Annotated in this window: 18 protein-coding genes and 1 pseudogene; 6 read left to right on the forward strand and 13 right to left on the reverse strand. The window is 69.7% G+C overall.

Going from position 1 to position 21,761, the window contains the following annotated elements:
• Nucleotides 1-77: 77 nt before the first annotated feature.
• Nucleotides 78-869: an IclR family transcriptional regulator gene (locus ACFU3E_RS25345; protein ID WP_384162482.1), complete on the reverse strand. Its 792-nt coding sequence runs from the start codon at nt 867-869 to the stop codon at nt 78-80.
• 55 nt (nt 870-924) lie between these two features.
• Nucleotides 925-1,797, reverse strand: coding sequence for a formyltetrahydrofolate deformylase (purU, locus tag ACFU3E_RS25350; protein ID WP_384162485.1), 873 nt, complete (start codon nt 1,795-1,797; stop codon nt 925-927).
• 191 nt (nt 1,798-1,988) lie between these two features.
• Between purU and ACFU3E_RS25355 the strand changes: the two genes are divergently transcribed.
• Both ACFU3E_RS25355 and ACFU3E_RS25360 read left to right on the forward strand, forming a co-directional pair.
• On the forward strand, nt 1,989-3,131 hold the full coding sequence (locus ACFU3E_RS25355; protein ID WP_384162488.1) for an aromatic ring-hydroxylating dioxygenase subunit alpha: 1,143 nt from the start codon (nt 1,989-1,991) through the stop codon (nt 3,129-3,131).
• A 3-nt stretch (nt 3,132-3,134) separates the two neighbouring features.
• The gene (locus tag ACFU3E_RS25360) at nt 3,135-5,429 is read left to right on the forward strand and encodes an FdhF/YdeP family oxidoreductase (RefSeq protein WP_384162491.1); all 2,295 of its coding nucleotides are present in this window, start codon (nt 3,135-3,137) and stop codon (nt 5,427-5,429) included.
• A 76-nt stretch (nt 5,430-5,505) separates the two neighbouring features.
• Here the strand turns inward: ACFU3E_RS25360 and mshA are convergent, their stop codons facing one another.
• The 5 genes from mshA to ACFU3E_RS25385 form a co-directional block, all read right to left on the reverse strand.
• Nucleotides 5,506-6,747, reverse strand: a complete 1,242-nt coding sequence (mshA, locus tag ACFU3E_RS25365) for a D-inositol-3-phosphate glycosyltransferase (RefSeq protein ID WP_384162678.1) — start codon at nt 6,745-6,747, stop codon at nt 5,506-5,508.
• Nucleotides 6,748-6,773: 26 nt separating this feature from the next.
• On the reverse strand, nt 6,774-7,625 hold the full coding sequence (gene fdhD, locus ACFU3E_RS25370; RefSeq protein WP_384162495.1) for a formate dehydrogenase accessory sulfurtransferase FdhD: 852 nt from the start codon (nt 7,623-7,625) through the stop codon (nt 6,774-6,776).
• A 31-nt stretch (nt 7,626-7,656) separates the two neighbouring features.
• The gene (locus ACFU3E_RS25375) at nt 7,657-9,039 is read right to left on the reverse strand and encodes an L-serine ammonia-lyase (protein ID WP_384162498.1); all 1,383 of its coding nucleotides are present in this window, start codon (nt 9,037-9,039) and stop codon (nt 7,657-7,659) included.
• Nucleotides 9,040-9,403: 364 nt separating this feature from the next.
• Nucleotides 9,404-10,315, reverse strand: a complete 912-nt coding sequence (locus ACFU3E_RS25380) for a hypothetical protein (RefSeq protein WP_384162501.1) — start codon at nt 10,313-10,315, stop codon at nt 9,404-9,406.
• 547 nt (nt 10,316-10,862) lie between these two features.
• Nucleotides 10,863-11,216, reverse strand: a complete 354-nt coding sequence (locus tag ACFU3E_RS25385) for a DUF5133 domain-containing protein (protein WP_384162504.1) — start codon at nt 11,214-11,216, stop codon at nt 10,863-10,865.
• Between the two features lie 438 nt (nt 11,217-11,654).
• On the opposite strand from ACFU3E_RS25385, the gene ACFU3E_RS25390 reads away from it, so the two are divergent.
• Nucleotides 11,655-11,858: a cold-shock protein gene (locus tag ACFU3E_RS25390; RefSeq protein WP_007379522.1), complete on the forward strand. Its 204-nt coding sequence runs from the start codon at nt 11,655-11,657 to the stop codon at nt 11,856-11,858.
• A 294-nt stretch (nt 11,859-12,152) separates the two neighbouring features.
• Here the strand turns inward: ACFU3E_RS25390 and ACFU3E_RS25395 are convergent, their stop codons facing one another.
• Complete coding sequence (locus ACFU3E_RS25395) at nt 12,153-12,317, reverse strand: hypothetical protein (RefSeq protein ID WP_384162507.1); 165 nt, start codon at nt 12,315-12,317, stop codon at nt 12,153-12,155.
• Nucleotides 12,318-12,768: 451 nt separating this feature from the next.
• Between ACFU3E_RS25395 and ACFU3E_RS25400 the strand changes: the two genes are divergently transcribed.
• On the forward strand, nt 12,769-13,461 hold the full coding sequence (locus tag ACFU3E_RS25400) for a CPBP family intramembrane glutamic endopeptidase (protein ID WP_384162510.1): 693 nt from the start codon (nt 12,769-12,771) through the stop codon (nt 13,459-13,461).
• 163 nt (nt 13,462-13,624) lie between these two features.
• The gene (locus ACFU3E_RS25405) at nt 13,625-14,146 is read left to right on the forward strand and encodes a hypothetical protein (protein WP_384162513.1); all 522 of its coding nucleotides are present in this window, start codon (nt 13,625-13,627) and stop codon (nt 14,144-14,146) included.
• Between the two features lie 275 nt (nt 14,147-14,421).
• Here ACFU3E_RS25405 and ACFU3E_RS25410 read toward each other — a convergent pair whose 3' ends face one another.
• The 4 genes from ACFU3E_RS25410 to ACFU3E_RS25425 form a co-directional block, all read right to left on the reverse strand.
• Nucleotides 14,422-16,035, reverse strand: coding sequence for a hypothetical protein (locus tag ACFU3E_RS25410; RefSeq protein WP_384162516.1), 1,614 nt, complete (start codon nt 16,033-16,035; stop codon nt 14,422-14,424).
• Nucleotides 16,036-16,975: 940 nt separating this feature from the next.
• Nucleotides 16,976-17,677, reverse strand: coding sequence for an ATP-binding cassette domain-containing protein (locus tag ACFU3E_RS25415; protein WP_384162519.1), 702 nt, complete (start codon nt 17,675-17,677; stop codon nt 16,976-16,978).
• 17 nt (nt 17,678-17,694) lie between these two features.
• Nucleotides 17,695-18,336, reverse strand: a complete 642-nt coding sequence (locus ACFU3E_RS25420; RefSeq protein ID WP_384162522.1) for a hypothetical protein — start codon at nt 18,334-18,336, stop codon at nt 17,695-17,697.
• A complete protein-coding gene (locus ACFU3E_RS25425) occupies nt 18,333-19,643 on the reverse strand; it encodes a hypothetical protein (protein WP_384162525.1) in 1,311 nt (436 codons plus the stop codon). Before ACFU3E_RS25425 ends, ACFU3E_RS25420 begins: the two co-directional genes overlap by 4 nt.
• A gap of 448 nt (nt 19,644-20,091) precedes the next feature.
• Here ACFU3E_RS25425 and ACFU3E_RS25430 point away from each other — a divergent pair, with 448 nt between their 5' ends.
• Nucleotides 20,092-21,438: a lipase family protein gene (locus tag ACFU3E_RS25430; protein ID WP_384162528.1), complete on the forward strand. Its 1,347-nt coding sequence runs from the start codon at nt 20,092-20,094 to the stop codon at nt 21,436-21,438.
• Nucleotides 21,439-21,464: 26 nt separating this feature from the next.
• On the opposite strand, the pseudogene ACFU3E_RS25435 reads toward ACFU3E_RS25430, so the two are convergent.
• A pseudogene (locus tag ACFU3E_RS25435) lies at nt 21,465-21,745 on the reverse strand (CoA-transferase); the annotation flags it as partial.
• Between the last annotated feature and the right edge of the window lie 16 nt (nt 21,746-21,761).

Raw genomic sequence — 21,761 nt, forward strand, 5'->3', positions numbered from 1 at the left:
TCCGGACACCGGATCACCGACCGCCGCTTGTCATGAGGAGCCTGTACCGGTCAGCGGCCGCGTCGGCCTCCCGGGCCTCAGCCCGCGTAGCCGAGACGGCGGCTGAGCTCGTCCGCTCCCGCGACCAGCAGTGGCGCGAGTTCGCGCAACCGGTCGTCGGTCAGCCGGAACGCCGGCCCCGACGCGCTGAGGGCGGCGATGACCTTGCCGTCTTCCGAACGCACGGGTGCGGACAGGGCGTTGAGGCCCTCCTCGTACTCCTCCACCGTGATGGCATAGCCCTGCTCACGGGCTTCGGACAGGTCCGCCTCCAGTTTCCTCCTGGAGGTCACCGTGCGCGGTGTCAGACGGGGGAGGCCGGCCTCGGCGAGGAGTGCGTCGCGGTCCTCGCGGTCGAGATGGGCCAGGAGGATCTTGCCGCTCGACGTGCAGTGCAGCGGCGTCAGCCGTCCCACCCAGTTCTGCGCGGCGATGGCCGATGTGCCGCGCACCTGGTAGAGGTTGATCGCGTGGGGGGACTCGAGCACGGCGATGTTCAGCGTCTCGCCGACATCGTCGACGAGACGCTCGCAGATTCCGCGCCCGTACCTGGTGACGGCGATGCGGCCCGTCACGGCGCCGGCCAAGCGCACGACGCCGAAGCCGAGACGGTACTTTCCGCGTTCGCTCTCCTGCTCGACCATCCCATGCGCTTCCAGCGCGCCGAGCAGACGGAAAGCGGTGGACTTGTGGACGTCGATCGCCGCGGCCACCTCACTCACGCCCGCCTCGCCGTGCTGGGCGAGGATCTCCAGCACGGCGACAGCACGGTCGACGGACTGCACTCCGCCACTGGGAGCGCCTGCGGACTCAGCGCCGAAGTTGCTCATGGCGAAACCCTAGGCGAAATAGTCAACAGGTGTGAGGGGTGGAGGTCATTTTTCCTCAGCGGAAGACGACTGTACGGTTGCCGTTGACCATGATGCGGCTCTGACTGTGCCATTCCACCGCCCGCGCCAGGACCTGAGCCTCGACGTCGCGCCCCAGGGCGACCATGCTGTCGGGCCCCTGTGAGTGGTTCACACGGATGACGTCCTGCTCGATGATGGGTCCCTCGTCGAGGTCCGGGGTGACGTAGTGGGCCGTCGCTCCGACGAGCTTGACGCCGCGGTCGTACGCCTGGACGTAGGGGCGGGCTCCCTTGAAGCTCGGCAGGAACGAGTGGTGGATGTTGATCGCCCGGCCCTCGAGCTGCTTGCACAGGTCGTTCGACAGGATCTGCATGTAGCGGGCGAGGACCACCAGGTCGATGTCCAGCTCGTCGACGAGCTCCAGCAGCCGCGCCTCCGCCTCGGGCTTCGTCTCCCGGGTGACGGGCACGTGGTGGAAGGGGATCCCGTAGCTCTCGGCGAGCGGCTCGAAGTCCCGGTGGTTGGACACGATCGCCGGCACCTCGATGTTCAGCGCGCCGGTGCGCCAGCGGAAGAGCAGGTCGTTGAGGCAGTGCCCGAACTTCGACACCATGATCAGCGTGCGCGTCGGCGTCGACGCCTCGTACAGCTGCCAGGAGATCCGGTACGCCTCCGCGACCTGGGCGAAGCCGGACTTCAGGTCCTCCAGCGACGTGCCCGGGTCCGAGACGTCGAAGTGCACCCGCATGAAGAAGCGGTCCTGCAGCCGGTCGTCGAACTGCTGGCTTTCCTGGATGTTCCCGGAGTGCCGGACCAGGAAGCCGGTGACGGCGTGGACGAGGCCCGAGCGGTCGGGGCACGACAGGGTGAGGACGAACTCGCGGCCGGTTGTGGGTCCAAGTGACATGGAGCCCTCCCAGAGAGGTGCGTATTACGCAACAGCCTGATTGATACGCAACATGGTCCAGGCTGCGACGGTCTGTGGTCAAGGGCTTGACAGTGCTTCGGCCGGACTGCACCGTGAGTTGCGTAGCAAGAAGCTCGTTGCACATGAGGCAACCACTCGCCCGCCCGAGGCGCTTCACTCCGAGGTGAACCATGACTACGACCGGCCTGCCGGAGAGCCTGATCGCGACCCTCCCCGGTGACCACTACACGGACCCGGAGATCTTCCGCCTGGAGCAGGAACACATCTTTGAATCCATGTGGTTCTGCGCGGCACGATCGTCGGAACTGTCGAAGCCGGGCGCCTTCCGGACCGTGGACGTCGGGCGGGAGAGCGTCCTGCTGACCCGGTCGCGGGACGGCTCCGTCCGGGCCTTCTTCAACGTGTGCCGGCACCGGGGCGCCAAGCTGTGCACGCAGGAGTCCGGGGAGGTGAAGCGGGCCTTCCAGTGCCCGTACCACGCCTGGACGTACGACCTCAACGGCAAACTCGTCGCGGCACCGAACCTGACGAAGATGCCGGACGTCGGCCGGACCGAGTACGGCCTGGCGAGCGTGGCGGTACGCGAGTGGCTGGGCTATGTGTGGGTGTGCCTGGCCGAGAACCCGCCTCCGTTCGAACAGTCGGTGATCGCGGACGTGGTCGCGCGTCTGGGCGACGCGGAGTCCATCGAGCGGTACGACGTCGAGAGCCTGGAGGTCGGCCGGCGGATCGTCTACGACGTCAAGGCCAACTGGAAGCTCATCATCGAGAACTTCATGGAGTGCTACCACTGCGCGACCATCCACCCCGAGCTGACCGAGGTGCTGCCGGAGTTCGCCGACGGGTTCGCGGCGCAGTACTACGTGGGACACGGCGCCGAGTTCGGCTCGGACGTCCAGGGCTTCACCGTGGACGGCTCGGAGGGCCTGGACCGTATCCCCACGGTCTCCGAGGAGCAGGACCGCCGGTACTACGCGATCACGGTGCGCCCGCAGGTGTTCATCAACCTGGTCCCCGACCACGTGATCTTCCACCGGATGTTCCCGGTGGCCGTCGATCGCACGATCGTGGAGTGCGACTGGCTGTACCTGAAGGGCGTGGTGGCGAGCGGCCGGGACGTCAGCCGGTCGGTGGAGCTGTTCGACCGCGTCAACCGGCAGGACTTCGACGCCTGTGAGCGCTGCCAGCCCGCGATGAGCTCCCGGCTGTACGCCAAGGGCGGCGTCCTGGTGCCCAGCGAGCACCACATCGGCGAGTTCCACGACTGGGTCCAGGACCGCCTCGGCACCCGCTCGAACCTCGCGGAGAGCTAGGCGATGACCCGCAAGGCACCTGCCGAGGACCCCGGTGACTCCCGGCTGCGGGTGGGCCCGCCGAAGGACCACGCCGCGGGCCTCCCCGCGGTCACCTCCTCGCTGCGCCACGCCCACGCGCAGATGGGCGTCCGCCGCAGTCTGTTGACCCTGCTGAGCGTCAACCAGAAGACGGGATTCGACTGCCCGGGCTGCGCCTGGCCCGAGCCCGAGCACCGGCACCGTGCAGAGTTCTGCGAGAACGGCGCCAAGGCGGTGGCCGAGGAGGCGACCCTGCGCCGGGTCGGCCCCGGCTTCCTCGCCGAGCACACCCTGTCGGAGCTGGCCGGACGCAGCGACTACTGGCTCGGCCAGCAGGGCCGCCTCACCCACCCCGTGTACCGGCCGGCGGGCGGCGACCGCTACCGGCCGATCTCCTGGGACGAGGCGTTCGCGGTCATCGCCCGGGAACTGGGCGCGCTCGACTCACCGGACCAGGCCGCTTTCTACACCTCGGGCCGGGCGAGCAACGAGGCCGCCTTCCTCTACCAGCTGTTCGTCCGGCTCCTCGGCACCAACAACCTGCCGGACTGCTCCAACATGTGCCACGAGTCGAGCGGCTCCGCCCTGACCGAGACCATCGGCATCGGCAAGGGCAGCGTCCGGCTGGAGGACCTGTACGAGGCCGACCTGATCCTCGTCGTCGGGCAGAACCCGGGCACCAATCACCCCCGGATGCTCTCGGCGCTCGAGACCGCCAAGGAACGGGGGGCCCGGGTCATCTCGGTCAACCCCCTCCCCGAAGCGGGCCTGTCGCGCTTCAAGAACCCCCAGCGGCCCTCCGGAGTGCTGGGCGCCGGAACCCAACTCTCCGACCTCTTCCTGCAGATCAGGCTCGGTGGCGACCAGGCCCTCTTCCAGGCCTTCAACCGCATGCTCCTGGAGGCGGAGGACGACGCTCCCGGCACGGTCCTCGCCCATGACTTCATCGCCGCGCACACCCACGGTTTCGAGGAGTTCGCCGACCAGGCCCGCAAGATTTCCTGGGACGACGTCCTGGAGGCGACCGGCCTGCCGGAGCGGGAGATCCGGGAGGCGTTCCAGGAGGTCCTGTCCGCCCGGAAGATCGTCGTGTGCTGGGCCATGGGCCTCACCCAGCACCGCCACTCGGTGCCGACCATCCGCGAGGTCGTGAACTTCCTGTTGTTGCAGGGCAACATCGGCCGCCCCGGCGCCGGCCTGTGCCCCGTGCGCGGACACTCCAACGTCCAGGGCGACCGGACCATGGGCATCCACGAGAAACCGGACGCCGCCTTCCTCGACGCGCTCGGCGCGGAGTTCGGCTTCGTGCCGCCGCGCCACCACGGCCACGACGCGGTGGAGACCATCCGCGCCATGCGGGACGGACAGGTGCGGGTCTTCGTCGCGCTCGGCGGCAACTTCGTCTCCGCCGCCCCGGACACCGCACTCACCGAGCGGGCTCTGCGCAACTGTGAGCTCACGGTGCAGATCTCCACCAAGCTCAACCGGTCCCACGCGGTGACCGGCCGCCAGGCCCTCATCCTGCCCTGCCTGGGCCGCACCGAGGCCGACCGGCGGCCCGCCGGGGAGCAACGAGTGACGGTGGAGGACTCCATGGGCATGGTGCACCTCTCACGTGGCCGGCTGACGCCCGCCTCCGACGCCTTGCTGAGCGAGGTCGCGATCATCTGCCGGATGGCGAGCGCGGCGCTCGGGAGCGGCGGTCCACAGGTGCCCTGGGCCGACTTCGAGGCGGACTACGACCGCATCCGGGACAGGATCGCCCGGGTGGTCCCCGGCTTCGAGGACTTCAACGCCCGGGTGCGCCGGCCGGGCGGCTTCGCCCTGCCCCACCCGCCCCGCGACGAGAGGCGCTTCCCCACCCGGACCGGACTGGCCAACTTCACCGTCAATCAACTCGATGTGCTGCGCGTCCCGCAGGGGCGGCTGCTCCTGCAGACCCTCCGCTCTCACGACCAGTACAACACCACCATCTACGGCCTGGACGACCGCTACCGGGGCATCCACCAGGGCCGCAGGGTGCTCTTCGTCCACCCGGACGACCTCGCCGCGCACGGCCTGACCGAGGGCGATCCGGTCGACATCGTCAGCGAGTTCTCCGACGGGGTCGAGCGCCGGGCACCGGCCTTCCGGACGGTCGCCTACCCGACCCCGCGCGGCTGCTGCGCCGCCTACTTCCCCGAGACCAACGTCCTCGTACCGCTGGACTCCACCGCGGAGGTCAGCAACACGCCGACGTCCAAGTCCATCGTGGTCCGGCTGGAGGCGGCGCACTGACCGGACTGCCGGTCGGTCACCCTCGGGACGACGGGCCGGGTCCGGTCAGCCACGCCGACTGACCGGACCCGGCCCGTCAGGCCCGCTCGCGCATCGCCGCCGCGTACACGTCCGCCGTGGCCGCGGCGGACATGTCCCAGCCGAACGACGCGGCGTGCCGGGCGGCGGCCGCGCCCATCCGGGCCGACAGCGCCGGGTCGTCGGCGAAGCGGCGCAGCGCCCGCGCGTAGTCCGCCGGCCTGTGCCCCGGCACCAGGACGCCGCTCACGCCGTCCCGAACTGCCACCGGCAGACCGCCGACCGCGGCCGCGATCACCGGCGTGCCGCAGGCCTGCGCCTCGGCGGCCACCAGACCGAAGGACTCGCTGTAGGACGGCATGACCAGCACGGTCGCCGCCCGGTACCAGTCCGCGAGCGCCGCCTGACCCACCGGCGGACGGAACAGCACCACGTCCCCGATACCGAGCTGGGCGGCGAGCTTGTGCAACTCCTCCGGCCTGGCCAGGCCACTGCCGCTCGGCCCGCCCACGACCGGCACGACGAGCCGCTCCCGCAGCCGCGGCCGCTCCACCAGCAGCCGGGCCACCGCACGCAGCAGGATGTCCGGAGCCTTGAGGGGCTGGATGCGGCCGGCGAAGAGCGGGATCAGTGCCCCCGGCGGCAGCCCGAGCCTGGCCCGGGCTGCGGCCCGGCCGGCCTCGACCCCGCGAGGATCGGGCCGGAAGCGGTTCAGGTTCACGCCGGGGTGCACGACGGCGACCCTGCCGGGTTCGGCGTCGTAGTGGCGGCACAACTCGTCCGCCTCCTTCGCCGTGTTGGCGATCAGCCGGTGGGCGCCCCGGACGACCCGGGCCTCCCCGAGCACACGGGACTCGGGTTCGGGCGTGTCGCCCTCGGCGAGTGACGCGTTCTTGACCAGGGCCATGGTGTGCATGGCGTGCACGAGCGGCACGCGCCAGCGTTCGGCGGTGAGCCGGCCGGCCTGCCCGGACAGCCAGTAGTGCGAGTGCACGACGTCGTAGTACCCGGCGCGCTGCCCGGCCCAGATGCGCGTCACTCCGTGCGTGAACTCGCACAGCCGCGCCGGCAACTCCTCCTTGGCCAGGCCCTCGTAGGGGCCGGCGACCACATGCCGCGCCAGCACACCGGGCGCGAGCTCGACGGTGGGCGGCAGCGCCGCCGAGGTCGCCCGGGTGAAGATCTCCACCTCGATGCCGATCGCGGCGAGGCACTTGGCGAGTTCGACGATGTAGACGTTCATGCCGCCCGCGTCGCCGTTGCCCGGCTGGTGCAGGGGCGAAGTGTGCACGCTGAACATCGCGACGCGGCGGGGGCGGCGACGGTTCACTCCGGGCGACCTCCTCGTGCCCCCAGGGCGATGCGCTGCTCGCCGGCGTACACGTTCATGGAGTTGCCGCGCAGGAAACCGACCAGCGTGAGGCCGGTCTCCGCCGCCAGGTCCACAGCGAGGGAGGAGGGCGCGGAGACCGCGGCCAGCACCGGGATGCCGGCCATGACCGCCTTCTGCGCCAGCTCGAAGGAAGCGCGGCCGGAGACCAGCAGGACGGCCCGGGACAGCGGCAGCGCACCGGAGCGCAGCGCACGGCCGACCAGTTTGTCGACCGCGTTGTGACGGCCCACGTCCTCCCGCAGATCCAGCAGCTCCCCCTCCGCCGAGAACAGCCCCGCGGCATGCAGCCCCCCGGTGCGGTCGAACACCCGCTGCGCGGCTCGCAGCCGGTCGGGAAGGGCGGCCAGCAGGCCGGGAGCCACCCGGACCGGGGGAGTGTCGGCGATCGGCCAACGGGCGGTGGTCCGCACGGCGTCGAGGCTCGCCTTGCCGCACAGACCGCACGAGGAGGTGGTGTACACGTTCCGTTCGAGCGAGATGTCCGGCACCGCCACGCCGGGCGCGAGCCGCACGTCGACGACGTTGTACGTGTTCGAGCCGTCCGCTGTCGCGCCCGCGCAGTACACGATGTTCGCCGGCTCCTCGGCCCGGCCGAGGACGCCCTCGCTCACCAGGAACCCGGCGGCCAGCGCGAAGTCGTCGCCGGGCGTGCGCATGGTGATCGCGAGAGGCCTGCCGTTCAGCCGGATCTCCAGCGGCTCCTCCGCGACCAGGGTGTCCGGCCGGCTGCCCACCACCCCGTCCCGGATCCGCAGTACGCGCCGTCGTTCGGTGACCCGTCCCACGCACACTCCTCAGATCCCTGCTGCCGCGCCGTCAGCACTCGATGACGTTGACCGCGAGCCCGCCGCGGGCCGTCTCCTTGTATTTGACTTTCATGTCGGCGCCCGTCTCCTTCATGGTCTTGATGACCTTGTCCAGGGAGACGTGGTGGCGGCCGTCGCCCCGCAGGGCCATCCGGGCCGCCGTGACGGCCTTGACCGCCGCCATGCCGTTGCGTTCGATGCACGGGATCTGCACCAGGCCGCCGACCGGGTCGCAGGTCAGGCCCAGGTTGTGTTCCATGCCGATCTCGGCGGCGTTCTCCACTTGTTCGGGCGAGCCGCCGAGTACCTCCGCGAGGCCGCCCGCGGCCATGGAACAGGCGGAGCCGACCTCGCCCTGGCAGCCGACCTCGGCGCCCGAGATCGAGGCGTTCTCCTTGAACAGCAGGCCGATGGCGCCGGCCGCCAGCAGGAACCGGACCACGGCGTCGTCGTCGGCTCCGTGCACGAAGTTGACGTAGTAGTGCAGGACCGCCGGGATGATGCCGGCAGCGCCGTTCGTCGGGGCGGTGACCACCCGGCCGCCGGCCGCGTTCTCCTCGTTGACCGCCATGGCGTAGAGGGTCACCCACTCCAGCGCCCGCCCCGCCGGGTCGCCCTCGGCCCGCAGCGCCTTGGCCACGGCGGTGGCCCGGCGGCGGACCCGGAGCCCGCCCGGCAGGATCCCCTCACAGGACAGGCCGCGTGCCACGCACTCCCGCATCACCCGCCAGATCTCCAGCAGGCCCGCGCGGATCTCCTCCTCGGTCCGCCAGGCCAGCTCGTTCTCCAGCATCAGCGCCGAGATCGACAGACCCGTCTCCCGGGTCAGGCGCAGCAGTTCGTCGCCGCTGCCGAACGGGTACTTCACCACCGTGTCGTCGACCTTGACCCGGTCCGCACCGGCGGCCTCCTCGTCGACGACGAACCCGCCGCCGACCGAGTAGTAGGTGGCCTCCAGCAAGGGCAGCCCCTCGGCGTCGCACGCGAAGAGCCTCATGCCGTTGGCGTGGTAGGGCAGGGAACGGCGGCGGTGCAGGACCAGCTGCCTCTCCGTGTCGAAGGGGATCTCGTGGGTGTCCCCGAGCTCGCAGCCCAGCAGACGCAGTCGGCCCGTCGACCTGATCCGCTCCACGTCCCGCTCGGCCAGGCCGACGTCCACCGTGTGCGGCTCGTTGCCCTCCAGGCCGAGCAGGACGGCCTTGGGGGTGCCGTGACCGTGGCCGGTGGCCCCCAGTGAGCCGAAGAGCTCAGCCCGTACCGACGCCGTCCGTGCGAGCAGATCCTCCTTCTCCAGCCTGCTGGTGAACATGCGGGCGGCCCGCATGGGACCGACCGTGTGCGAACTGGACGGGCCTATGCCGACGGAGAAGAGGTCGAAGACGGAGATGGCCACGAGCGGGCTCCCTTGTCTGCGCGTGGGTGTGGCGGGAGGTGCGAGCGAAACCTCTCGACCGCGGATGCCGTGGTTTCTGATTGAGCAACCAGCATCTCTATGCGCAACAGCTTTTCTCTTGCGTTCCAGGTTGTCAAGACGCCCGCCGCGCGAGCTGATGCTTGCCGATGTCCCGGTACGGAGGGGATGCCTGGAGTCGGCCTCAGCGTGCGTCCGGGCGGCGACCGGCCCCCCATCCGTCGTCGACGACAGGGGGAATCCTCATCGCCCGGCGCACCCGCGACCAGGCCCGGGCCCTCGTCCTCGAGAGGACAAGGGCCCGGGCCTGGCGGTGTGGCTGTCGCGGTGCGTCAGGACGTAGGGGTCAGACCCGTGTGAGGCGGACCGCCACCGTCTCGCTGACCTTCACAAGCTGGTCGTAGTCCGGGTCCGTCGTCGTCGCGCGGCCCTCGACCTCGACGTTTCCCTTCTGGAAGGGGGCCGAGCCGGTGGGCACAGCCGTACCGGTCCAGTCGACAGGGGCGCCCGGGGTGCAGAACACCGACGTGGAGAAGGAACCGCGGATGAGATCCCGCTTCTTCACCTGCGTGACGTCGCCCGCCACGGTCACCCGCACCGGCTTGTTGCAGCTCACCGTGCCGTGGAAGGCGGCCTTGCCGTTGAGGGAGCTCGCGGTGCCGTCCAGGGCGACGTCGAGGCCCAGGCCGAGTTCGGCCGGCGGAGCCGGGTTCTCGATGTGGACCTCGCCGCGCGCGGCCGGGGTGCCTCCCTCGCAGTGCTGCACGAAAGTGGCGTCGAGCTTCCTCACGTAGCCCTGGGGGCCGAACTCCACCGCGGAGACGGTGAAGGTGCCGGTGAGCTGGTTGCAGCCGCGGCCGTTTCCGCTGAGCGACAGGCCCGGTTCGGTCCCGTCGTTGAACGGGTAGCGGGTGGCTCCCGTGTAGGTCCCGGGCGTCAGGGTCTTGCCGGACGGCGCCGCGAGGTTCAGGGTCCACCAGTCACCGTTCGCTCCGTCGACGGAGACGGTGACCACCTTGTTGTCGGTGTTGCCGGAGACGTTCATGCGGTCCTGGGACGCCGTCGCGTAGGCGTAGGACTGGCCGCCGCTGATGTAGTCGTCCTCGTCGCCGCCAAGACCGAAGGAGCCCTCGGTGACCGGCAGGGCATGCGCTTCGGCGCCGGAGAGCAGGCCGGTGGTGCCGGTGGCCATGGCGAGCGCAAGCGCGAGGGTGGCGGTGGCACGGGCCAGGACGCGTCTGGGCAGACTGAGGTTCATGGATGTTCCCCCCTGGTGAGATGGCGTGAGCCCCGTCCGCCGACGTGATGCTTCCACGTGCGTGTTCGCACTCTTGTCCACGTGTTTCCGTCGGCGAGGCGAGTCTGCCAACCAGAAGGATGCGCGACAACTGTGTTTCAGGAGTGATGAGTTGATGTTTCGACCAACACCTGGTGTCAGCGTCGCACGTCGGACAGGCGTGGCCTCCGTGCCTCAGGCCGCCGTGTGACCGAGATACGAGCCGGCACATTCTGCCGCTGGGGCAGCGGCCGGTCCGGTGACCAGACCGAAGCTGATCGCGCGGGCCAGGACGCTTCGGGTCATGGCAGACCTCCGCGGCCACCCCGAGTGAGACCAGGCACTGAGGGCAACCGCGGCCGCACACCCGCGCGGCTGCGCCTCTCCGTTGTGCTGGGCGCCTGGATCCGCCGCCTTCCTGAGGGGCCGGAGGGGGCGCTCCTGGGGGGCGATTCCCTTCCGGGCGACGTGAGCCGGTGAGGGTCTGGGACCGTGTTGCGCATCTTCAGGGCGCGGCCGGTGCGGCATGTCAGTGGCGGAGGGACCGCTCTCGCCTCGTTGCCTCGGCCAGTTGTCGACGGGCGACATGCAGTGCCGTGTCCAGCTGACGGGTGCCGGTGATCACACACAGTGTGTAGGTCGCGTCCTCAAGCCGGCGGGCGGTCTCAGGGCCGTCGTCGGCAGCCAGGCGGTGCCTGAGTGTTTCGCATCGTTCGACCAGCTCCCGCAGGAGTGAAGGGGGCGCCGTGATCATGACTGGCATCCTTCCCGTGTAGCTCGTGCGGACCAGCCTCGTCACCCATACGGTTGCAGTCGCCGGCGCCTGCCGCATCTGGAGACGGTGGCATGGCCGTGCAGCGTGTCGGCGGCCCCACGCCGGCATCCCCGGCGTACAGCTCGGGCCGCACGGCTCGCCGCCGACTGGTCCGGGGCGTCACGGGCGACGTCGACGCCGGCTTCGACCACCGGCTCGGCCCGGATCGAGGTGACTCCCAGGGTGCTGCTTCGTGCCGCGCCCGGCGGAGAACGACCAGCCGTTCCATGGATGGCCGACGCCGCCCGGAGCCGGAGCGAGCAGGCCGGTGAACCCGCTGCTGATCGTCGGGATGAACCATGATCACATCCCGCGATCGGCGGCCGCATCGATAGCAGCTGCCGACCGGGCGGTGTAGCGTCGATATTCAGCAGTCGTGGTTCCGAAGTCCCCCTGGCCCGTGATCACGATCATGGGCGTTTTTGCTGTTCAGCACCTCTCCGGACCAGGGCGATCACCTCCCGGGCCCGCAGGGCGCGAGCCCGGTCTTCCTCGAAGGAGCAGACCATGGCCAAGGGCACCGTGAAGTGGTTCAACAGCGAGAAGGGATTCGGCTTCATCGAGCAGGAGGGCGGCGGACCCGACGTCTTCGCCCACTACTCCAACATTGCCGCTCAGGGTTTCCGTGAGCTGCAGGAGGGCCAGAAGGTCGAGTTCGACGTCACGCAGGGCCAGAAGGGGCCGCAGGCGGAGAACATCCGCCCCGCGTGACCACAGCGCCCCGCAGGGCCGGACGGCAGGCCCCGCTGGGACACGTACCAGGTGATCACCATCTCAACTCGACGCGCAGCGACTGCCGGGGGAACGAGCAACCTCGACGACGCCGGCACGCTGCGCCCGACGATCCCGGTCGCCGAGCGGGCCGAGCCCCGCAGTCGCCGTCAGCGCCGGCGAACTCGGCCACGGCGGCCGGGCCGCCCGCAGGCCGGACACCGTCTTCTCCAAGGGGAGCGAGAGGGTTGGGCCTCACGGTGCTCAGGCGCGAGACCCTGAATCGGCAACTTTCTATGGCTCCTGGTGCTTCAACGCTCTCCGGATCAGCAAATAGATCGCAATGGCTATCAGAGTCATCCCCATGAGGATCAAGGCTGCCCCGATAGCGATCACGATCGTTCCGAGAAGGATCAAGATCGTTCCGATGACGAGAAGGAAGATCGCGAGGACGGTCACAGCTGCCTCCTGTCCCCCCTCCCGACTCTGGCCGCGCCCCGTTTCCAATGCAACCACTTCCGGATGAAAAGCTGCGCGTTGTGCCACCCGGCTTCGCAGACGGGCGGTGTTCCTGCCGGCCTGCGACAGGCGTGGCCACGATGGCCGGCCACCGGCAGGTGATCGACGGGATCATGCACCGGGCACGGGACCGGTACGCGGTGGCGTGACCAGACCGAACGGTTCGGGCCGTGGAAGACGGTCGAAACGCCACCGGCTGTGACCGGCCGAGGGGGCTTGGGAGCACATGCTCCAGCAGGTCCGGGCCGCAGTCGAGGAGGCGGATGAGATCGACTGGAACATCCGGGCGCACCTTCGGCGCGAGCGCCTGGACCGGAAGACTCCTCAGCAGTGGCGCGCTCGTTCCGTCATCCCGGCTCGTGGGACGGAGCGAGGGGATGCTGGTGACACCATGCGAATGTTCTGTGCCCTCGCCGTCCTGGTGGGCGCGAACCTGCTCAACAATTGGCTCGCGCCCGGTGCCTACCTGCTCACCTGCGTGGTGGCAGCTGCCGCGCTGCTGCTGATCGCCCGGTGGGACGGTCTCACCCGCGCCGATCTCGGGCTCGACACGGTTGCCTTGTACCGGGGGCTGCGGTGGGCGCCGCTCCTGGTGGGCGCGGTTCTCGCGGTCTTCTTGGCCGGGCTTGCTGTGCCGGCCACCAGGGAGGCGTTCGAGGACGAACGCGCCGCGGGCCTGACCCTCGGGCAGTTGCTGTGGCGGGTGCTGATCCGGGTGCCGGCCGGCACCGTGCTGCTGGAGGAAGTCGCCTTCCGCGGTGTCCTGTGGGCCATGGTGCGGCGTCGGCGTGGTACTGCGTGGGCCACAGCTGTGTCGTCGTTGCTGTTCGGGCTCTGGCACGTGCTTCCCTCGCGCGGGCTGAGCCGGGCCAACGCGGCCGCAGCGGTCCTCGGCACGGGACCGGCAGGCAGCGTGCTGCCGGTCGCGGCCGCCGTTGTCGCCACGACCGCAGCCGGGGTCGTCCTGTGCGAGCTGCGGCGCCGGTCCGGAAGTCTGCTGGCGCCCGCGGCGCTGCACTGGGCCCTCAACAGCTTCGGCTATGTGCTGGCCTGGGCAGTACCTCGATGGAGGGGCGAAGACTGAAGCCGCAGAAGGCGGCACCGGTGAATTCCCTCGCCGACGCCTGGAACACCGCACCCCAGGCCGCCGACCCACCACCGACCTGGGCTGGCCCATCGTGCCGCGTGACGCATCGCGGTACCGCGGCGCGGGCATGGCGCCTGTCTGCCGCGGGCAAAGCTGAACTATGGCTACGAACGGTGGCGTTGCGGCCGGAGTGCAGGTCTGCTCTCTCAAGGTCGATACACCTCAGCTGATCTCGCCGGGCACCACGTACAAGATCGTCCGGTTCCCCTATGGAGCGGCGGAGCCGACGGACCGCTTCGAGATGCACCAAGCCGTCCAGCCGGACGGCTACGTGGTGAGCGACTGGGCGACAGACGACCGAAGCGGCCTGATCTGGCCGTCCAAAGCCGGCTGGGGCCACCTGCACGCGATGATCCAGTGGGAGTCCGCCAGCGGCACGGGCGGCTACACCGAGCTGCGCGACCAGTACGTCCGTGACCCGCTGGGCCTGACGCCCAACCCCAACGACACCACCGCGACCGAGCACCGCACGCCGACGCCCGGCGGCCAGTACTACGTCAAGAACCATGGCATCTTCGTTGTCCCGGGCACCCCGGTTGCGCTCCGTGTCACACACAACGACGCCACCGCGCGCCTGTTGACCCTCGCCGAGTTCAAGCTCGTCATCCACGATGCCGCGTAGGCCGGTTCGCTCCGGCCCACTGCCGAGGTTGGCCTTGAGGATGTCACGTGGCTCAGCAATCGACGACGGCCTGAACGCGACCCTTCCACCCGCGCGCGGGCCGCTGTCTCCCGCTTCTTCCGCTCCTCAAGCATTCCCGGCGCCGACGCCATCGCGCACTCCTCGCTCAGGGAGCGGCAGGACGTCCTGGAGGGTGCGAGGGACTTGGTACAGGGCGGTGGTGAGGACGTCGTCCCCACCACCGTCCACTGGGTTCTGGAACAGGATTTGAGGCGTCAGCCGTCGAGCCAGTCGCCTGCTACGTCCGTGGGACGGTATCCCGTGGCGTTCCATAGGAAATGCGGGTGGGCGCAGCCGAACATGTAGGCGAGCAGTGTGGTGTCTTCCCTCCCGGTTCGAGGGTCGTGCAGGGTGTGGAAATTCTCGGATCCGACTACGCCGGCGTCTTCTTGGACATGACGGGCGCGGGCTGTGGACGGTGCGGCGCTGGACGCCTCCACGGCGGCGATGTAGGTGCGGCGCAAGATCTCCCATGTGCTGTCGATGTTGCCGTGCCAGGGGCCGTGCAGTGCTTCGAAGGCATGGAGCTCGGCGTCGAAGAGGGGCCATGCCTGGGGGTTTTGGGCTCGGCAGCGTGCGGAAAGCTCAGCGGTCCGGGCGCTCAGTGCTGGTGCGCTCGGCCGCGGGCCGATGGTGAGGGTGGTGCCGTGGGTGAGGAGGCCGGTGCATGGGTTGGGCTGCAGGTCGCACAGCGGGCACGCCTGGGCCGGGGGGAGGCCCTGGGTGATGCCGTCGAACCACAGGGCGTGGCGGCCCGTGAGCCCCATCCAGACGATCGTGGTGGTCATCAACCAGGTGTTCCACATCGGGGCATGCGCCTCGGGCATGCAGCCGTACTTGACGAGCGCGATGGCGCAGGCAGCGTAGAGGGCCTTGGTGTGGGTGGGTATGTCGGCGAGCCAGAAGTTGCTGATCTCGCCGGTGAGGGCGTCGGCTCGTACGTCGGCCATGTCGTCGATGACGCGGCACAGCAGCAGGGAGGCGAGGTGTTCCTCCTGCCAGAGTTCGGTGTCGGGTGAGACGTGCCAGAACAGGCAGTCCAGCATCTGCAGGAGTGAGTAGGTGCTCTGGCCGAGTGGGTTGGTCTGGGGGAGTGTGACGCTGCCCGCGTGGTGCTGCTGCAGCCAGTACTCGTCAACGGATCGCTTGTGGGCCGCGAAGAGTCCGCAGATCAGGGCCCGTGCGCTGTTGGTACTGAAACTCTCAGCCAAGCGGCCTTCGACGAGTTGGGTCAGGCGCTCGGTGTCGATGGTGTCGATGACGCGCTTGTATTCGTGGAAGACGAGGATGTCGTCCTCGAAGCGGTGGCGGTGGCCGAGGTCTCGTTCGAGGTCGTTCATCTGCCGGGTCCAGGACCATCCACCGGTCAGGACGCTGTCGAGCTCCCGGTTGTACGGCCAGGTCTTCACCGTGAGGGGACGACCGGCGCTCTGCCGCCAACTGTAGTCACCCATTGTGCGTGCCGGGGGCGTGGGCAGCCGACGGCACAGAGGGCAGGCGCAGACGGTTGCTTGCTCCTCCTCGCGCGGCGGCGTGAGTGCCCGGCTCCTCCAGGCCCCTTCCAGCATCCTGCTGGTCAGTCGGCAGACCTCGGTATCGGTGCTGACTTGGGGGAAGGCCGCCTCGATCACGCGCAGACTGGTGTCGAGTCGCCTCAACCTGGCGTAGCCCTCCTCATCGGGCGGGAGGAACGCGCGCGGCGCCAGACCGAGGGCTCCCTCCACATGCAGCGTGGTGCCGGACTGGGGGGATCCGAGCGCGTCAAGCCGCTGCTGAGCGGCGTTCTGGCACCTTTGGTACTCCTCCGTGCACCCCTTGATGCGTTTCACCAAGAGGCCGGCCAGGGCGTTCCCCGCCTGGGTGTACTCCAGAGGCTTGCTGGCAGGGTCGAAGGGGCGGTCGACCGTGACGTCCTGAGACATGCGCTTCCTTTCGGGAGACGGACCGCAGAGTCCCCCCGGCCCTGCAAACAGGCGGACGTCCAGACCGCCCGCACACTCGAACTGGGCTTCGCAGAACGAAAGTTGAACCGAGAAGCGCTTCGAGGCTGCCCAGAGCGTAAATGATCTACACCGTGACCCGGCCGTGATCTGGGTTACTGCTCAAGCCTCATGAGCTGCATATACTCGCGCGCCCCCACGTACGTGAGCGCGGACCCGCGTCCCCGCGATCTCCTGTGCCGACCCGTTCGGACAGATCGCGATCCAGGACCACCTGATCCGCCGGCGCTCCCTCCCGTACCCAGCCGGTGTCGCCGAGATGGTGCGGCGGGGCCTGGCCCGCCGTGTCGGCGCAGGTCGGGTCGGCGAGTCTGGATCATTCGGCGGTCAGGAACACCGGCGTGTCGCCTTCCCGTGTCGCGCGGTTGACTGCCAGATGGATGCCCTGGAACGGATCGGGGCTTGCTGATGACCGGCCGGTCGTCGTGGACGGCGAGCGTGGATGTGAGCGGCCACAGGCGAGCATGACGGGCGGCGCGGTGAGAGCCTCAAGAGATGTCGGCGCGGGAGAGCGATGCCGATCACGGGCAGTGCTGTGTCCAGGACCGTGTGCCCTGTGACGCCTGGATGGCTGAGCACACGCTGGATCCGGACCCGCAGCCCGCAGACTGGACGGCTGAAGCGGTCCAGGCGCCCCACCGCTTCCTCGCGCAGCCTGCCCTTCCTCCGCCGAGCAGCGTCGTCTGCCCGCCGGTTTCGGTCAGACCGGCGGCACAGCAGTGGTGAGGCAGATGTGCAGCCTCGTGGTCGTCGTCAACGGCTGTCTCCGTCAACGGGCATTGCCTGCATGGGCGCCGTCTGCGAGGACTCCGGCGTAGCCGCCCGCCTCTTCCAACTCCTGCGGGGACCCGAGGAAGACCTTGCGGGATGTACGGAGGACGAGCGCGCTGTCGCAGCAGGCGTGCACGTCCTCCATGAGGTGGGTGGCGACGACCACGGTCGTGGTGGCGCTCAACTGCCGGAGCAGAGCGTGGAAGCGGTCCCGCTCGGCCGGGTCGAGGCCGGTGGTGGGTTCGTCGAGCAGAAGCAGTTGCGGGTGGTTCACCAGGGCTTGGGCGATCCCGACCCGGCGTCGCATTCCGCCGGAGAGGGTGCGGTACTTGGCATCCATCCGTGTGGTCAGGCCGACCTGGTCCACGGCGCGTTCCACCGCGTCGAGGGCACCACGGTTCGGCATGTCCTTCAGCCAGGCGGCGTAGCTGACGCACTCCCGTACCGTGAAGCCCCGGAACATGCCGAATGTCTGTGGTAGGTAGCCGAGTCGGCGGCGGATCTCCAGGCGCTCGGCGGGACGCCGCGGATCGCGCCCCAGCAGCTTCAGTTCTCCTTCCACCGCCGCCGCGGCCGTGGCCAGGACACGCAGCAGGGAGCTCTTACCGGCTCCGTTGGGCCCGAGCAGGGCATGCACACCGTGCCCCAGGTCCAGATCGAGGCTGTCCACAGCGGTGGTGCGGCGATGTCGGACGGTCAATCGGGTGGCGCTGATCATCAGGACCTCAGATCGTTGAAGGAGTGCCGTCGGAGGACGAGAAGGGCGGCCAGTACACCGGACGCGACTCCCCACACGAACTGGGCGCCGCCGTCCAGCAGGTTCTTGAGCACATGGAGCAGGACGGTCCTGAAGGAGCTGACTTTGCCGTCCTGGCGCATGGAGAGCCGGGCGACGGCGGCGGTCACCAGCAGCCATGTACCGCTGGTCACGACCGCGCCGAGGGCGCAGCCGATGTAGGAACCCAGGATCAGCGTGACGAGCGTCAGCGTCAGGCTGGGCACCAGCCAGGCGGCCGCCCAGGGCGACACGCCGACGCCCGTCATGGCGGCGACGAGGAGCAGGGGAAGGCAGATGGCGAGTACGACACCGGTGCGCAGCATCAGCAGGCGCAGTCCGCCGGCCGGAGTGCTGCGGATCACGGGTGCGAAAGGATCGGCTCTGCCTCCGTAGCTGGCAGCCACCCAGATGAGAGGCAGCAGCGGTGCGATCAGCAGCAGGAAAGGCAGGGAGTCCTCCTCGCCGGCTGTCGCGGCGAGCCAGGCGGCCGCCGAGCAGACCCCGGTGACGGCGAGCAGCCACGGCCAGCGCAGTCCGGGCACGGCTCGCAGCCACGGTGGTGGCTGGGGGAAGGGCATCATCGCGGTTCTCCTCCGTCGGGGGCGGGGATGCGGGGCGGGCGGCTGCCGTGCTCGACGGCTGCCAGATACCGGCCGATCCAATGCGCGCGCTCTGGCGCGGAGAGGCGGGCCAACCGGTCGGCGGTGGACGGCGCGTGGGCCGTGGAACCGTGCGAGGGCGTTTCCTGCGTGAGCCATAGATACAGCGCGCGGGCCTCTGCCGTCGTGGGCTCCTGGTGGGGCGAGAATGCGATGAGGCAACCGGCGAGGCCTTGCAGACTGATGTCCTCCCGTGCCGAGATGCCGACCGTCCAGGCGTGGTCGACCCCGTCGCTGTCCCGGCACTCGCGCGAACTGTCCTCGGTCAGGAGGTAGTGGGTGGGGCCGGCGCCCTCCATCCGTCGGGACAGGCGTACGGCGACGTGTTCCAGATGCTGTCGTCGTGGCTCGTACGCGGACGAGACACAGACAGCGGGATCGTGTCCCCTGCAGCGCAGTTCTCTCGTGTTGAGCACCGACCCTGAGGCGCGGGACTGCGGCGTGAGGGCCAGGAGCGGGAGGGCCACCGTCAACATGACGATCAGGGCACCCGATGTCTTCCACCGTCGGGCGCACGACAGGACAGCGGTCGCCGCCACCGCGGCGAGCAAGACGGCTCTGCACCAGGGCAGCCAGACGGCCGGACCGGGTGGCGCCCCCAGCTCGGCTCCGCCCGGGACCGTATCCCCGCGGTAGGTGAACCGGAGATGGGCGAGGGGACCCAACAGCGGCTCGCTCCATGTGGAGACGGACAGCACCACGGCGGCCGCTGCGAGGAGAACGGACACTCCTCGCAGCGGTACGGTCCGGCCCACCAGATAGGCCACACAGGAGAAGGCGGTGAGCATCACCCCGTCGACCGCCATCATGTCGAGTGGCGCACGGCCCACCGGCTCCTGCGGATAGGGGGAGGCCACCATGACGGTCATGGCCAGCACATAGCCGGCCAACGGCCACACGACTCCCGAGGCCAGCCCCATCAACTGGTAGGTCACTCCACCCCTGGCCGATGCCGTCGCGACCCAACCGGCGTCATCGCGTGCCTCCGACCCGCCCTGCCACCCGGCGAGCAGCACGGCGCATCCCACTCCGACGGTTCGCGCCGCCAGTCCGCACATTTCACCGATGTAGACCCAGCCGGTGTCTCTCCACCTGCCTCGGGCGTACAGCCCGTCCCAGGCCACGGCCACGAGCACGCCGGCCAGGACGAGCGCGGCCAGCGGGCCGGCCTGCCGCCGCAGGTTCGCCCAGAGCACGATGACGAACGGTGTCCGCCGTCTCAGGAACATGCCTGTAGGAAGGCGTGCGCAGGCTTACGGTTCCTGATGCCCTGGGGTGTGAAGGGGCGTTGGGGAGCGCATGGGGCGTACGGGTGGTGTAACGCGCGTGACGGGCGCGCACGTCGTGACGAGGGCGGCGTGCACCCGGCCCGACCGGTTGGGTGAGGCGCAGGTTCTTCTGCAGCCGGATGATGCAGTGGCGCGGCATCGCCACCCGTACGACGAAACGGCCGAGTTCGAAGGCCGGGCGAGGCACCGGACACGGTGCGGAGCGTCCTCCGGGAGGCCGCCACTCGCCAGGGGTGAGGTCTTGGCGGTACGGCCCGATCGCTGCACGCACCACGGACTCACTCCTGCACATCGTGACCAGGCCGTGACCTGCCAAGCTGTTATCGACTTTAACTAACGGTGCTAGTTTTTCGCGCACCCTGCAACGAAGCAGCGCGAGGAGTGCACCGTGAGCCGCTACAGAACCCGACCGCGTTCCACAATCAACCGCCTTGCCGTCGCCGCGCTGGCCACCGTGGCCTGCGCCTGTGCCAGCGCGACCCCGGCCAGCGCCACCGAACCCGTCGTGTCCCGGGGAGTCACCATCCCGGCCTTCTACACCCCGCCGGCCCAACTACCCGCCACCAACGGCAGCTTGATCCGGCACGAAGCCCTGCCTCTGGGGGTCTCGCTGCCCGGCCTGGACGGCCGCCCCCTGCCCGGCACGGCCACCCGCCTGATGTACAAGTCCACCGACTCGAACGGCCAAGCCGTCGCGGTGACGGGCGCCTACATCGAGCCGTCGGCCCAGTGGCAAGGCGACGGACCCCGCCCCCTGGTGGCGGTGGCCTCCGGGACGATGGGCCAGGGCGACCAGTGCGCACCCTCGTTCGCGCTGCAGCACCCGCTCACCGTCAGCGGGGAGACCCTGTCCGTGGCCTACGACAACCTGGCGATCTACCGTCTCCTCGCCACCGGCGCGGCCGTCGTCGTCACCGACTACGTCGGTCTGGGCGCCACCGACCGTCTGCACACCTACGTCAACCGCCTGGACGGGGCGCACGCGGTGCTGGACGCAGTCCGTGCGGCGCGCGCTGTCCCCGGCACGTCCCTCACCTCCGCTTCCCGTGTCGGCCTGTACGGCTACAGCGAGGGCGGCGGGGCCAGCGCGTCGGCGGCCGAACTCCAGCCCACGTACGCGCCCGACGTCCGACTGGCCGGCACCTACGCGGGCGCCCCGCCCGCCGACCTGACCTCCGTCATGAAGGGGATCGACGGAAGCGCCCTGGTCAGTGCCCTCGGCTGGTCGATCAACGGTTTCGCCCAGTCCTACCCCGAAGTGCGCACCCTCCTCGAAGCGAACCTCAACGACACCGGACGCAAGGCCCTCGCCGACACGTCGACCATGTGCGTCGGCGACGCGATCCTCAGCTACGGCTTCCGCCGGAGCACGGCGTGGACGGCCAGCGGCACATCCCTCGCCGACATCATCGCCGCGGAACCCCGCGCCCAGGCCGTCCTCGACGAACAGCGGATCGGGACGCTCAAGCCGGCCGGTCCGGTCCGTGTGGCAACGGGCATCCAGGACGACATCGTGCCGCACCGCCAGGCCCGCCAACTGGCCGTGGACTGGTGCCGCAAGGGTGGCAACGTCACCTACGAGGCCGTCAACCTGCCCAACCTCGGCGACAGGATCCTCACCAACCACCTCGCCCCCCTCTTCACCGACCAGGGAGCGGCGATCTCCTGGCTCACCGACCGGCTGGAAGGCAAGCCGACCGCGTCCAACTGCTGGACCATGCCCTTCCAGCCCTGATCGAACCACCCGGCGGCCCGCCCACCGTGGCGCCAGGGCGGGCCGCCGTCGGCGAGCGGAGTTCCGGCGCCGGCGGGTGTGCAGAGGCGGGAACGCCGCACCCTCCCGCGCGGAGTTTCTCCGCGAGGGTGCCCTGCGTGATGAGTCCGACCTCCAACTCGCCGGTGAGGTGCCGACGGGCGAACTCCTTGTTCTCGCAGATGTAGGAGGCGGTGACGCGGGAGAGCCGACGGTCGCGCAGCAGGATGCCCGGGCCCCGGTCGTCCACGCCGCAGTTGTCGGACACCACGCGAAGGTCGTCCACACCCATGGAGTCGAGTCGC

It is taken from the genome of Streptomyces sp. NPDC057424, from assembly GCF_042803315.1.
Lineage (GTDB): Bacteria > Actinomycetota > Actinomycetes > Streptomycetales > Streptomycetaceae > Streptomyces.